Here is a 13152-nt window from a genome sequence, read left to right on the forward strand (position 1 = left end):
TGGTGTGTTTTTTTTATTTTAAGGGTATTGCCGCACTGGCATTTTTATCCTTATCAAAATAATTCTTTATGAGAGTAAACAGCGCACTGATGCCTATTCTATTGAGCTCCATTTCAACAAGGATGCTCGTTAAGATCCCGCTGATGAAAAAAGCGCCAAAGGATATGAAGAAGGCAGCACTGGGAAACAAGAACAGTGAAGGAATCAAAACAATCCCCGCAAATATTCGATAGGCTATAGTTCCAGCCCGCCTTATTTGTTTTACTATCAATGAGCCTGTTCTTAGTTTGTGTTTCAATTGATAGTCAATCAAAATGTATTGATTTAATGAGCTGTAAATGAATAGAAAAACAAAAAGGCACAGTCCTAGAGCCATTAATGGCAGCCAGAAAAAAATGTAGATGAGCTCGTGCGTTGAAGTCTCCACCATCAACACGTTCCAATAAAAAGGAAGTGGAAGTAAAAATCCTAGAAGTATTGTTCCATATAGTTTAAAAAAAACATGCAAAAACAAACGCCTGTTCGCCTGGTAATACTCCTTGGCCGGCATAATATCCACGTCCAAGGTTTTTAATATTTCTATATCCAAGGCGATGGCCTCTTTTAATTCTTGTGAATTCATTTCTTCATTATTCATGGATAAGCTCCTTCTTTGGGGCTGATTTATCATGATGATCAACCCATTTAGTAAAATAGGCGGGTATAGCCACGTTGGTTTGCCCCAGTTTTTTACCTTCGCCTACATCGTTGTTTGTTGTTTCAACCGCTTGCTGGTATTGACTCTTTAAACGCCCTCCTCCACTGCTTGTTTTATTGACCGCCGCATCTACCTGATTATTAATTTTTTGCTGCATACTTTTGACTCTTGATGCATCCATGCCAACTCCCATAGCCTTTCCAGAATCCTCCAATGCATTACTGTTTTTGTGGTAGTCAGCTCTCATTTGTGACTCTTTTGTACTTAATGGATTTGCTGCATCCTGATAAAAGGAGTCAATCCGAGCATTTTTAGAAGCATTGCCGTATTGTGCGATTAAACCTTCTCGTTGTTCACTGATAAACTCATTAGCTAGCGTTTGTAATTGTTTTAATGAGGCCAGATCTGAAGGATTGGAATACAATTCATCTCGTGCCTTCTCTCCAATGCGGTGTGCCACAAAGCCAGGAAATGCCTGATTAAGATCGGTGGTAATCTGATCGGAGTTTGATTCCACATAACTCCTGGCCGTGCTAATGCGAGCCGCTTTAGACATCGAGGCATCGTAGTTTTGGCTTGCCGTTTGCGCCTCCCTTAAATCGGTACCCATTTGATTCGAAAGGCTTGCCCCTTCCGAATGGCTGTTATCAAAATGATGGTTTTGGGCAAACTGACTCACGTAATTAAGCGCCTGATTAAAGTCTTCTGCTTCCTTCGCTGATATGCTGCTGTCCGTTCCTTCATGGTAACGATCACTACTCGTTGATGACCGATCGAACTTGGCATGGCTATCAGCACCTCCTGTTGCTCCAAAAGCAAACCGCCCAATGCTTCCCAGCATGCTTTTTTCACTTGCAACTCCGGCGTGGATATTTAATCCAGCAGCGGTCATATGAGCCAGCGCATCCTCTTGGCTTATCCCTTCGCGTTTAGCTACATCCGAGGCAATATGCGTCATGGTCGATAATGCCTGGCTGTATTGACCGGATTCACTTGTCGACACTCCATCGCCCAAACGCATATCATGACCCTGCATTTTAGATAACTGCACGGCACTGTGCGCAAAACTGGACAAGGACGTTTGATAATGCTGACTTTCATTGGCTGCAGCCTGTCTGGATTCTTCAAAAGCCTGATTTAAAGAGCCGCTTAAGGCCTTTGTATCTGAAATGTGTACGGGTCCTCGTGACATCCCAGGATTTACGTCAAAAACAGCATCCCCATGGCTTGTGGTAGTCTTAAGCACACCACTTCCCAATTGTTCCGTGTGCATCCCATGCATGTTCGTCCAATTGGTATCGTGCTTGTTAGCCGAAACGTTATTGGCGCTGGTATTTTCATAGTTCATATTCCAACCGCTGTAACTTGCCATTGAGATGTTACCTGCAGCTGTAGATTGCGCTTCACTGACTGACAAAGATTGTGCCATACCACCAAAATGCTGGGAGGATGTACTCAAAATCTGTCCCAATCCTTTCGTGATGTACAGGGCAATAACAGGAACACTTGCCGCCAATGCACCTGCCGTATAGGCAAAATTACTTTGCATGCTGGCTAATGAATCGATATTAGAGAAGGTCACACCTCCTGTTTTTTGACCAAACAAAGTAATGGTGGTACTTGAGGCCATGGAAACAAACCAATGAAAAATAATAAACATCGGCGGCCATGACCAAAGGTAGATTTGAGATTGCACCCACAGGAAATAAGCGTTACTCAGGGTCGGAAAAAATGAAATCAAAACGACTAATGGAAAGATACACAGCGTCAACATCCACATCACGGTCATATAGTAAGGCAGGCGAAATCCTGCAAGCCAAAAGCTATTGGCTTCAGCGATGTGCATTTTTTGGGTGCTGTCCGTATTGGTGTAATTCATGAGTGCGGCATCAGCTCCTGAGAAAGCAAAAGCATCGGCTGCGGCATCTCGGGTCGCATTAATTAAGATATTTTGGGTGAGTGTTTCGGCAGCATCTTCGGTAATGTTCATGTAATATTTGTGAGCGGCCTCCAACCTGTCACCAAAAGTCTTTTCGCCAGGCAACGAACTGCTGTCTGTGTTGCGTGATGTTAAAGCGCCTGTGGTTACCAGATGATTAAGACGTTCCAACTCCAATTTCGCTGCAATGGGTAGTCGAGTCTTCAAATTGGCTGCTGCATCACCACAACTTAAATTGACTCCATTATGCATAATCACCCGATAAATGGGTGATGGCTCTTCAAAATAGGTTTTAGAAAGATGAGCACTTTGGGTAAGCTCTTGAGGGCTTAATTGATGGCTTGCCAAAAGTTTTGCCGTAAACACGCATTGGCGGATATAGGACGATAGATCTTGTGCCAAATCAGGCGACATGGAGAGCCTTGTCTGAGTTGCTGCAAGCCAAGTCCTTGCACCAAAAATCATTCCTGTTTTGTTGTACTCCAGACTATCTGGCATGCGAAATACATCACTAAAGGCGGTCGTAATTCCATACCCCATGCCACTAATCAATGAGGCAGGTAAAGCAACGCCTAGAGGTACATGATCAACCGTTAAGGCTTCCCCTGCTCCTTCGGCTGTCTGCATGTCAATAATAGCCACAGGCACTTTAATTCCCAGCACGCAATACATAACTAAAAAGGTGGTCAGCATAAAGCGAGTTAATGATTCGAGCTTTTTCCCCATCACGTACTGATAACCGACCATACCAACGGATAGAATCATGATAATGTCACACGCCGTACTAAAGGTAGATTCAGTAAGCAAAGTGGCCATACCATCGAGCAGCTCTTTTAAATAAATCCCATTTTGTGGGGTATAGATTAACAATGGGCTCATTGTGCTCCTCCAGTATAGGATTGTCTTAAGATGGGATTAAGGGCATTAAGTGCCTGCTTCACGTTGTTTTGAACCAATTGATTGGTGGTCAGTGCCGCATTAAAACGCGCTCTTGATTCGCTATTAAAATTATCTACAAATTGTTGTGCCACCTGCAGATTTTTAAATAGTTTTTCTTCATGGGCATTTCCTATATCACGCCCTGCAAGGGATGCTCGAATCACTTCAAGTGAGTTTGCAAGATATTGCGCAAGCAAATCCGTTGCTACACTCTGGGCAAGCTCATAACTGCTTTGTATGCCAATATTCTGCTGTGCGCTGGCTGAAATAAGCTGAAATACGGACGGCTGGGTGAGTTCAATTAACCCTTTTTGTTGGGGCGTTAACGCAGTCCCTGATTTGATATTCTCATAAACTCCCTGCAGGATGGCTTGCACCTGAGAAACCAGAGCGTCTTTGCTGCTGATCTCCTGGCTTCCTTTCACATTGATGGCAACACATTTTATGGGCTTGTTCGAATCAGTACACTTATAGCTGGGTAATTTGCCTCCATAGAGCAAGGCTTTTACAAAATCCTGATTAGTCGCTAATGAGGGATACGTTTGCATCCCTCCTTTGGCATCAAATACCAGCGTTCCTGAAATCGACATATAGACTTCTGAAATTTCTGTATCTGATTTGATGAATTCATTCAGTTGTAATGCATCCCAAACTACGTTGGTATTCAAAAGAGCCCTGTCTTTATATTCTGAATCGTTTTTTGCCTGTTCCAATCGTTTTTCAATCTCCCCTCCTGTCGAACATTTATGTCGGGCTTCTGCCCAATCGGTGTATACATTACGATTACGCCCGATGTCCTCACACAAACGCTGATGTGCCGCTCTATTTTTAGGATAAAGCGCTGCAGTCAGATTTTCTCCCATCTCGCACGAATTAAAATTAGTCCCATTAATATCATTTGCCAGTTTTTGCATGTACTGCATGGCATGAGCAATTTCAGGCAGTTCGGTCTCGAGTGCAAGGTTCATTGCATAGCCTGCCCCGTTACTTAAAATATTCTGCATGAATGAAACAATCTGCTCTGATTTAATAAAGGAAAAACCACCTGCAAAAATATCAATTCCGCCACATCCTGAGCGAAAACCAGGTACATCAACGTGAGCTATCTGAATGGAGCGCACCTGATTTCTGGCATAGACAGAACCTAATGATGCAAATCCTGCTGCCTGTGATTCATAGGAATGGCTACCTGTGACATTCGCAGAATAACCAAGATTATTAAAAAAATGATTTAAATCGGTACTGGCTGATGCATGAACACCATTTCCTGCCACGCAAGTAAAAGACGCAACAACGGTTAGCACAAGAGCTCTAATCATTAAATTTCTCCTCAATGTGTTGCTTTAATTCATGAACTCTTTGTGCCAGCTGATAAGGTGTTGCCTCTCCAAACAAGACAGCGTAGGCTTCCAGGGTATGTCGATTGACTAAAAACAAGGCGGGAACCGTAGGCTTATACCCTCCTGATACATAGAACGTTTGAAAAAGTTCAGGTGTTAATGGTGTGGTATCGAGTCCATCCAGGGATTCTCCATCCAGGCTAAAAGCACGAACCTTAATATGAAATGTTTTTGAAAAATCCTTTAAAACAGGGGAGAATTTTTTACAATGCGGGCAGGTGCTTCGATAAATAAATGCAAAATAATAATTTTTAGATAAATCTTTAGCTTCAGCTGATTCCTTCTGTGCAAAAGCTTTAGGGGCTTGCTTTTTCAATAACAATGCATTGAGTTCTTCAACTGCGACATTGGCGTGCAATGGATTAATTACAGAACAAAGCAGTAAAAAAATGATGCGGACAATCATGCTTCAAACCCCTCATAGCTGTATCGTTTGTAATGAGTCGCCACATCCAGCAGACGTTCCTTTAATTCGGTTGTGGAGACAAAACCGTAGGACAAGGGCAACATTTGTTGTGTTTTTAAATCAACAAGAAACAGTGCTGGCATGTAGCGTGACTGCAAATTCATTGTTTTTTGTATTTCATGAAGAGGTATGTTTTTAGGATTAGGAAGACCTTCAATGGGTTGTCCATCTGTCGTGACCGAAATCATGGAAAAGTGGGTCAGATTGACGAATGGCACAAGATGAGTGATGAATTTTTGCGAAATGGAACTGTTCCCTTTGTAAAAAAGGATTAATCCATAACGTTTCGCCCCTTCTCTGACTACCCTCTCCATTAAAAGATTCATTGAATCATTGCGAATGGCCACAGCCGTATTGTCGGTTGGAAAATTTAAGGAATGATCCAGCTCGGGATGAGACAACAGCACCTGTTGCCAGTACTGGACAAATTTCTGATTGTTTTTGGCATACACCTGCTGGGCTTTCATGTACTCATAAGTTGCATCAAATGATGGGGCAATTAATGCCGATGCGAGCTTATTCATTGTGGCTTTGCGGACTTCCATGAGCTGCTCATAAGGAGTCAGCGAAGGCTTTGGCACCTTTGGATTTTGAACAGGTTTCATCTGAGGCTCTTTGTTTTCTGTACTGTACCAATGAAACCCATGAGCGGGTGGACTTACTAAATCAGCCATGACCGGCATGGAAAGTAACATTAAAATAATAGTGAATAATCTCATTTTTGTTCCGCCTTTTTCTGGACTCGCCGTTTGATTTCATCCATGGCTTTTGAAGGATCTGGGCTATTTAAAACGACATCGCCTACAATTCCTGCTTCTTTTGTTGGCTGTCCTTGGGGAAATGGATAGACAGGGTTTAAAAAATCGATGCGCCCCATATCAAGGCTTTGTAATTCATTCACACTGAGCCCCGCGCAGCGTGTATGCTCTGCATCTCCTAAAGCATTGGGATTTAATTGTCTTAAACGTCCTTCGGCCTGGATAATGCGTGCCATTTTGCTGTCAAAAACACAATAGGTTCGTTTGTGCTCCAGACAGGTGCCAAAAATGGGATCTTTCTGACTGCAAAATTCGCCTACATAATGAGCCAGATAATTGAGTTTGGCTTTGCCTAAAGCCTTATCTTCTTCACGACACAAATCGATATGGAGCTTGTCTGCCCAGCCTTCATTCGAACAACAATCAATAATGTCCCAAACCCAGATTTTGCACTGCACGGGATGGCCTGAAAATAAGGTGGCTTGCGTTTTACCAAACTCAGCGCCAGCAGCCCCTGCAACGGCCATGGGTGCCATCGCCTCTCCAAAACCATCATTCTGAGTTGCTGTATGTTCCGTACAGTCTCCATCGGCACAAAAGAGATCACGCACACAGGGCACAGGCTGTGGGCAGACTGTCTCATCGCAACGATATACCTGCTCATAGAGTGAGCAGGCATTATTGTTCATTAATATGCAGCGCGAGCTTGCCTGTAAACATCCTTTTTCACGTTGCGTTTTACATTCATCGGCTGCAGCGGATGCGCACTGGTATCGTGCATTAAGCTCCCAGCAATCACGGGTGACAGGCAGGCCATTAATGACACGGGTTGGATTGGAATCAGTACACTGTTCTTGTGTTTTTTGACATAGGTTGTTTGTCTCAAGAGTGGCGCATTCATTATCCCAGTGCTCTTCTTCCACATAGGATTTCGAATGAGCATTAATCGTCAATGCCACCTGAATTGGGTAATAGCGACTGAACTTATCTGAAATATACAAAGTGATTACGCCTCCATTTTGGCAGGTTGGAAGTCCCACAACACGCACCCAATGAGCAGAGCCACCATTATTTAAAATGGAGTGAACCGTGGCTTTCATTTCTTCACAGGGATGATTTAATTTCACTGGATTGGTTAAGTGACCGCCTGCGCTATTGGTCATGGCACCCGTTATAAGATTAACCGCAATGAACCCCGTCCATTTTTTATGAACCCAAACCTCAAAATCAGCCCTTTGACTTAAACGCTCGGTGTTCACGGTTACTTTGCGTTTTTTAAAACACTGCTGCTCGGGCAATTGCCTTGATGTATGACAGATTTCCTCATGCGATTTAATGTCACAAGCCTGTGGCTTTTCATCACATTTGACTCGCTCATTAGATTGTCCATGAGTAATTGCATAACTTTCTTCTTCAATTAATTTAGCGTTTTTAATCGCTTCATTTTTAGTATTGATTTCAAATTGGCGCTGACCAAAATGCTCGGTCACAGTATGTCCACCGGCATCATTTTGTAAGGCATTGGCAGCAAAGGTACTTAAATCTGTTTTTTCTGTCTCAACCCCCTGATAATGAAGCGATTGCGAGGGAGTTTCCGTATAGTCTTTGAAGGTATTCTGGGGCTTAAATTCATTCATGGCGCTCAGCGGTTGATTCCCCAAAGATTTTGCGTATTCTTTTAACTTCTGAAAGTCCTGGGCTGTTGTATTGGCAGCCGAGAAAGTGCAAAAGCCAAAAATACAGGCGATAGCCAACATACTTCTAAACATGGCCTTTCTCCAAAATGGTGGCCGCTAATGTCGCTCCTGCGTCTCCTTTCTGGACGATGAGCTCAAGTCCTTTTTTAATGCTTGCATTGCCATACACTACATCAAACGGTTGATTGGCGCAGGGCTGCCCTGAACCGCAAGACCTGGAGGGCTCTGTTACTACAAGCGCTGGAACCGTTGTAATGTGGAATTGATTAAACCAGACTGGATCAATAGAAATTCCCCTAAAGTTTAAATGCTGCTTTTGGGCTTCACTATTGAGGCGTTTAAATGTTTCTATGGTTTGTTTAAAATCCCCATCCACTAACCCATTAATGACCACAGGAATATGAAACCGTGCTGCTTCATCGCTTAATGCAAATAAAAGTGAGTCGGGCATGGAAAAGGATACAAATAAAATGGCACCTTCAGCCCCCTGCAGTTTTTGATTGCTTTGTAAACCGTCTGTGCTGCGTTGCATGAGTGTATCAATTAATAATTGATGCTCTGATTGATTCCGTGAGGACGTGCGCTTTAGCGTTTCAATTGTCTTATTCGAAATGGTTGATACCTGGTGAGCCCCTTCTTCTTGGTAATGCCTTAACTCATCATTAGTGTTTGCAAAGCATCCGCCAATCCCAGTTAGAAACAGAATAATGATTTTAATGTAGTGCGCCATGAAAGGCCTCCTTATAAAAAGCAACAATTTCTCTTGCGCCAAATCATGAAACCAAAATTATCCCCGTCCCCAGGATAGGTATGTCCGGCTTCCCAGGTAATGACTGAACGGCCAAAGGGCTGGCAGCGTTTTGCATCAGGTAATGTGTTGACTAATTGGTAGCGATACCGGCTTTTAGGTAAAATGGAAGAGCGATAAGTGCTACAAAGTGCAGGCCAATCTTTAACAACGGAATCTTTAATTGCTCCAAGGCGATGAAGCTTAAAGTCGGTGCGTTCTGTCAGAAGCGTTGCGGCACTAATGGGACTTGCCTGATTGGCAACAAAACCATTGAGAGGATAGGTGGAGCCTTGAGCGCCCATGCACCAGAATAAAGAATCCATGGCCGTCCCTGCCAATGCTTTGGTTGCATCTGCAGCACAAGACGCACGCACTGGCGGTGTGGTAAATAAGGTGGCTTCAGGATTAAGAACAAAAGCAAACTCAGAGTCATTCCATGTTGGATCAAGTTCACTCAAATACATCACATCAAAATCTTCTGTCTCCATACAGCCGATGGAAGTGAGTACCTGCAGCCAATACATCAGTGGGTATTTGTACCAATGCACGTAATAAAATGCGCCACGCCCATCGGTATCAGGCATTTGTGAACCACCCAGCCCCTGATCTTTAATGTGCAATTGCACCCCAAGATTCACCATGCAATAAGGCTTTCGTGTCACATCCACTAACGCAAAGGGTTCCCAATAACCTATGGTAACTCCTAAAAGTTGTAATTTGTTTGGGCAGGAGCAGATAGGATTGCCAGGGTTTTTCGTATCAGGATATTGGCTCTTTACCACTTCGGAGGAGCCAATGGTTAATGGGAACAAACAATCCCAGCAAATGTCGGTTATAGGATTGACAAAATGCCCCTTACATTGTGATGCATGTAGTGAACTTATGAAGAATAAGCTCACAACAATCGAATAGAAGAATCGTTTATTCATCGTTCACTCCTATTTCTTTGACCTGCCAATCAAGACCTTCCTGACTGACTACGCTTGGAACGTGTTGAAGGTGAAGTTTGGATGAAATGTTGCCGTTCACATCAAAATAAATTCGACCAAAAAGCTCTGCAGCAACTCGAACATCCCCGCCGGTCAAAATAAATTTAACGTGCTTAAAGTCGGTGTAATGTTTTTTAACCCAGGCAACTTGTCCTGCATCATCTGCATTAAAAAAAATCAGAGTTTTAAGGAAATGAACGCGCTCAAATGGATTGATCCGAGTTCCTGCCTTTGCAATTAAGTGCCCATCAGGTGTCCAGACATCATGAGATACAGTCACTGCCGGTGAAATGCGAAACGTCTTAGGCTTGCGAGTCGTGCTCAATGCCAAAGGGGTTGGCCTCATCGCCTGACGTGCGGCTTTCTGCTCTAAATCGCGCTGAACATGCTCTAAATCACCGCTTTGCTGCAATGCATAGAGTTTGTTCATAATGACTTTCCTTATATCCTCTTCCTTGACAGGGAATGTCTGACCATAATGACCTATATTTTTTGCATGACCCACAGGTTCTAGTAGACAGAAAAAACCTAGAATAAGGAGAAACAATCGTTTACTAGCGCGCTTCATGTTTTATCCTTGTTATGGTCAAGGCAATAAGCTCATCCGTCACATCCACAGGGGACGGTTTGAAACCCGCCAATACGGACGCACTCACAAGAGTTACCCGATGTGACGCTCCATAATCCTTGATGACTTCTGGGAGGGTGCGCGAAAAGCGCTCCATTATTTTTAATTGTTCTTCATGAGTCAGTTTGGAACGAGCAAGCATTACCGAAGGCGCTTCAATGGCTCGATTCATGTCAACCACCAAAAGAGGAAAAGGCTTAGGCCACATCACCAAAATACCCGCCAGAATTCCAATTAATCCGCCAATTCCTGCAAAGACCCAGTGCATGGTTTTGATCTGGTTAAGCCGCATAAGACCTCCCATAATGCTCCTTTGCCACTCGCGATACGGCATCAAGAAATAACAGTCCCTGTGCCACATAATTAATGACTGCCTGATAATCATCACCATCGGAAGATAAAAGCACGCGAGTAAACGGATCAACAAACAAGCGATGAAAGGAGGAAATACCATTAGCACGCAGCAAAACTTGAGAAAAACCCGCTTCTTTCGCTATTGGGAATGATTTGAGAATAGTCATCTCGTAGTCTGAAAAAGTCTCATGCTTTTTTTGATGCTCTAAAAGCGGTGATTCCTCTTGTAAAAAAACAAGCTTTAATGCGGAATTTTCCCAGGCGGCTCGCGCTTCTGAAAATTCGAAATAATCCTCAATCCCCTGGGTAATCGTGACAAATGATGCTTTATGTCGCCGACCAGTACGAAAGCCTTTGGTAATAAAGTTCACCGCAATTGAATCTCCTGTAAAAAATGACCAGGCTTCATCAATGATGCACATCTTTTGTTTGTTCCTGTCTGAGTTGAACATACGTCTTTGAAATTGGGAGATAACGGACAGAAGAACCGGTGCACGAATGCTTTGATTGTCTTCAATTTCCTTCAAGTCAACTACAATCATACGGGCATCAGGTGATAGTTGAGATGGCTCATTAAACGCTTTGCCATGCTCTGAGGCAGAACAGTAGCGCTGGAGGTTCTTAGACAAAATGCGCGCTGTAGGATAGGTTTCGCGGTCGTGCTCGTACAACGACAATAAGACTCCTGCAACTTCATCAATGCGCGTTTGATTCTGAGTTGCTCCAAAAGCGGTTAAAATAGCTTCTCTTAAAGTGCCTCGGTCGTCATCTGTAGCACCGCTGGTAGGGCAGGTTAATAATTCAAACAAGGCAATGATGTCATCAATTTCCCGTAAAATGTCCGTTACATGGGTAAAGGGATTCATCGCCAAATTGCTGTATTCAAGATAAGTCCCACCGAGTGCCTCACACAGTTTTCTATAGCTCCCGCCCACATCAATAATGAAAATATCTCCGCCATTAAACAGGATATTGAGCATCAGCATCTGAATGAAAAAGCTTTTTCCTCCGCCCGAGGTTCCAGTGACAGCCATGTTGTAATTGCTTCCAAATACACCAGAGAAAGGATCGATGCAGGCAAATTGATCGCGCATGGTAGGCAACAAGATACCCTTACCTACTCCGCGCCAGTCAGAAAGAATGGGCATGTATTGGGTTGCATTCCATGAAGAAATTGGCCACATCATTGTGGGAAGAGAAAAATCCTTAACCAGATTTCCTGTGAAAAAAAATGGCATCGAGACTAAAAAATAGGGACATTGCATGCGTTTACACAATGCCAGTTTAATGTCATTAAACGCAAATACTGTGCGAGCAGCTTCTACATCACGCTCTTTCTCATGAGGTCTGGAAAAAAGAACCACGTTATAAAGCATCTTTACAGAGCGAGTCTTTTGTGAGGATAAATCATCACGAAAGGTACGCCATACCCGTGCCTGCTCCTCCGTTCCCGCCACATTTAATGCGTAATCACTTTTAGATTTTTTATCCAAATCACGGGTTTTACGGTTCGCCCTACCCTGAGCACGTCCTTGCTCTTCAACCAGATAGATGACCGAGATGATGTGGTTGCAGGATATTCTTTTATCAGGATGAAAGATATTGCTGGTATTATTAATATTCTCCCATAAACAATATTGGCGAGGCAGGCGATCAATGGTCAGAACTGATACGGCTGTTTCATAAGCATGCCCAGATTCATTAACCCCTTGAATCACTACTTCATTATTTTTAAATTCAATATCAAAGTCATGAGACAGCGCCTGCTCTTTGAGTAATTTGGTTTTATCATAAATAACAGGGCGTGGAGTAATGACATCAGGACAATTATCCAGATAAAAATGAAGCAAATGCAAAAAATCAGTTGCATCTGCTTGCTTGAATCCAATTTTTGCAGCACTTAAAGATGCTTCAAACGAAACGCGAAACTGACCAAAACAGGCTTTTAAATCACTCTCAGATTCTTTTTTGATTTTATCAATAACGATATAGCAATCTGTATGCGTTAATCGAGGTGAAAGCATCGTGTTGGTTTTAAAACCATGGATGGCGGCTTTTTGATAAAAGGCCTTAAGGTTATCTCCTAACAGACTTAAATTTTCAAATTCGCTTTTTGAAAACTGGGAAGTAAACGCCTCAATATCATTCCCAACTTGATTGTGTTTGACGCAAATCAACTGCAAGGTGAACTCATGCGACACTTTAGATTGCAGCAGCGTATCCAGTTGTTCCGCTATGTGTTCATTCGCACCTGTTAAAGGAATAATGCGATAAATTAATCCTGCGTTGTATTCATTAAAAAACAGCTTCGATTCCTCATCAAAATATTGATAAGGTACTATTTTTTCAGTAAAAGAAGGATATTGATGTGCCTTGAGGTCAAAATCAGATTCATTGTCCGTTAGCTCTTTGTCATTCCAGGCATCCTTAAGCAACTCATAAGTATCTTGAACCCATTCTATAGCGTTTGTAAACATGGCTTTTCTCCTGTGATC

At 43.0% G+C, this 13152-nt stretch carries 11 protein-coding genes; all 11 read right to left on the bottom strand.

The genetic code is table 11. The features are described from left to right. Nucleotides 1–13: 13 nt before the first annotated feature. Genes Lqua_RS02150 through traC form a run of 11 tightly spaced genes read right to left on the bottom strand, consistent with a single transcriptional unit; the run spans nt 14 to nt 13134 of the window. Nucleotides 14–637 carry a hypothetical protein gene (locus tag Lqua_RS02150; protein WP_058472669.1) on the bottom strand — a complete coding sequence of 208 codons (624 nt, stop codon included), beginning with the start codon at nt 635–637 and terminating at the stop codon, nt 14–16. Then, nucleotides 630–3515 (bottom strand): conjugal transfer protein TraG N-terminal domain-containing protein, encoded by a 2886-nt coding sequence (locus tag Lqua_RS02155; RefSeq protein ID WP_058472670.1) that lies wholly within the window; start codon nt 3513–3515, stop codon nt 630–632. Before Lqua_RS02155 ends, Lqua_RS02150 begins: the two co-directional genes overlap by 8 nt. Further along, complete coding sequence (locus Lqua_RS02160) at nt 3512–4894, bottom strand: conjugal transfer protein TraH (RefSeq protein ID WP_058472671.1); 1383 nt, start codon at nt 4892–4894, stop codon at nt 3512–3514. Before Lqua_RS02160 ends, Lqua_RS02155 begins: the two co-directional genes overlap by 4 nt. Continuing rightward, nucleotides 4887–5381 carry a type-F conjugative transfer system pilin assembly thiol-disulfide isomerase TrbB gene (gene trbB, locus Lqua_RS02165; RefSeq protein ID WP_058464712.1) on the bottom strand — a complete coding sequence of 165 codons (495 nt, stop codon included), beginning with the start codon at nt 5379–5381 and terminating at the stop codon, nt 4887–4889. The genes Lqua_RS02160 and trbB overlap by 8 nt, the downstream gene beginning before the upstream one ends. Then, the gene (traF, locus tag Lqua_RS02170) at nt 5378–6160 is read right to left on the bottom strand and encodes a type-F conjugative transfer system pilin assembly protein TraF (RefSeq protein ID WP_058464711.1); all 783 of its coding nucleotides are present in this window, start codon (nt 6158–6160) and stop codon (nt 5378–5380) included. The genes trbB and traF overlap by 4 nt, the downstream gene beginning before the upstream one ends. Then, nucleotides 6157–7968 carry a type-F conjugative transfer system mating-pair stabilization protein TraN gene (gene traN / locus Lqua_RS02175; protein ID WP_058464710.1) on the bottom strand — a complete coding sequence of 604 codons (1812 nt, stop codon included), beginning with the start codon at nt 7966–7968 and terminating at the stop codon, nt 6157–6159. The genes traF and traN overlap by 4 nt, the downstream gene beginning before the upstream one ends. After that, on the bottom strand, nt 7961–8626 hold the full coding sequence (gene trbC / locus Lqua_RS02180; RefSeq protein ID WP_238585513.1) for a type-F conjugative transfer system pilin assembly protein TrbC: 666 nt from the start codon (nt 8624–8626) through the stop codon (nt 7961–7963). The genes traN and trbC overlap by 8 nt, the downstream gene beginning before the upstream one ends. Nucleotides 8627–8637: 11 nt before the next feature. Continuing rightward, nucleotides 8638–9615 (bottom strand): conjugal transfer pilus assembly protein TraU, encoded by a 978-nt coding sequence (traU, locus tag Lqua_RS02185; protein WP_058472672.1) that lies wholly within the window; start codon nt 9613–9615, stop codon nt 8638–8640. Further along, nucleotides 9608–10243, bottom strand: coding sequence for a type-F conjugative transfer system protein TraW (gene traW, locus Lqua_RS02190; RefSeq protein ID WP_058464707.1), 636 nt, complete (start codon nt 10241–10243; stop codon nt 9608–9610). Before traW ends, traU begins: the two co-directional genes overlap by 8 nt. Continuing rightward, on the bottom strand, nt 10230–10607 hold the full coding sequence (locus tag Lqua_RS02195; protein ID WP_058464706.1) for a TrbI F-type domain-containing protein: 378 nt from the start codon (nt 10605–10607) through the stop codon (nt 10230–10232). The genes traW and Lqua_RS02195 overlap by 14 nt, the downstream gene beginning before the upstream one ends. Then, a complete protein-coding gene (gene traC / locus Lqua_RS02200; RefSeq protein WP_058472673.1) occupies nt 10585–13134 on the bottom strand; it encodes a type IV secretion system protein TraC in 2550 nt (849 codons plus the stop codon). Before traC ends, Lqua_RS02195 begins: the two co-directional genes overlap by 23 nt. Between the last annotated feature and the right edge of the window lie 18 nt (nt 13135–13152).

This window comes from Legionella quateirensis (assembly GCF_001467955.1).
In the GTDB taxonomy this organism is placed as follows: Bacteria; Pseudomonadota; Gammaproteobacteria; order Legionellales; family Legionellaceae; genus Legionella; species Legionella quateirensis.

What these genes read in the sequence shown, in the direction of transcription:
- traF (WP_058464711.1), bottom strand. Translation starts at nt 6,160, where the DNA reads ATGAGATTATTCACTATTATTTTAATGTTACTTTCCATGCCGGTCATG.
- trbB (WP_058464712.1), bottom strand. Translation starts at nt 5,381, where the DNA reads ATGATTGTCCGCATCATTTTTTTACTGCTTTGTTCTGTAATTAATCCA.
- Lqua_RS02160 (WP_058472671.1), bottom strand. Translation starts at nt 4,894, where the DNA reads ATGATTAGAGCTCTTGTGCTAACCGTTGTTGCGTCTTTTACTTGCGTG.
- traC (WP_058472673.1), bottom strand. Translation starts at nt 13,134, where the DNA reads ATGTTTACAAACGCTATAGAATGGGTTCAAGATACTTATGAGTTGCTT.
- Lqua_RS02150 (WP_058472669.1), bottom strand. Translation starts at nt 637, where the DNA reads ATGAATAATGAAGAAATGAATTCACAAGAATTAAAAGAGGCCATCGCC.
- Lqua_RS02195 (WP_058464706.1), bottom strand. Translation starts at nt 10,607, where the DNA reads ATGGGAGGTCTTATGCGGCTTAACCAGATCAAAACCATGCACTGGGTC.
- traN (WP_058464710.1), bottom strand. Translation starts at nt 7,968, where the DNA reads ATGTTTAGAAGTATGTTGGCTATCGCCTGTATTTTTGGCTTTTGCACT.
- traW (WP_058464707.1), bottom strand. Translation starts at nt 10,243, where the DNA reads ATGAAGCGCGCTAGTAAACGATTGTTTCTCCTTATTCTAGGTTTTTTC.
- trbC (WP_238585513.1), bottom strand. Translation starts at nt 8,626, where the DNA reads ATGGCGCACTACATTAAAATCATTATTCTGTTTCTAACTGGGATTGGC.
- Lqua_RS02155 (WP_058472670.1), bottom strand. Translation starts at nt 3,515, where the DNA reads ATGAGCCCATTGTTAATCTATACCCCACAAAATGGGATTTATTTAAAA.
- traU (WP_058472672.1), bottom strand. Translation starts at nt 9,615, where the DNA reads ATGAATAAACGATTCTTCTATTCGATTGTTGTGAGCTTATTCTTCATA.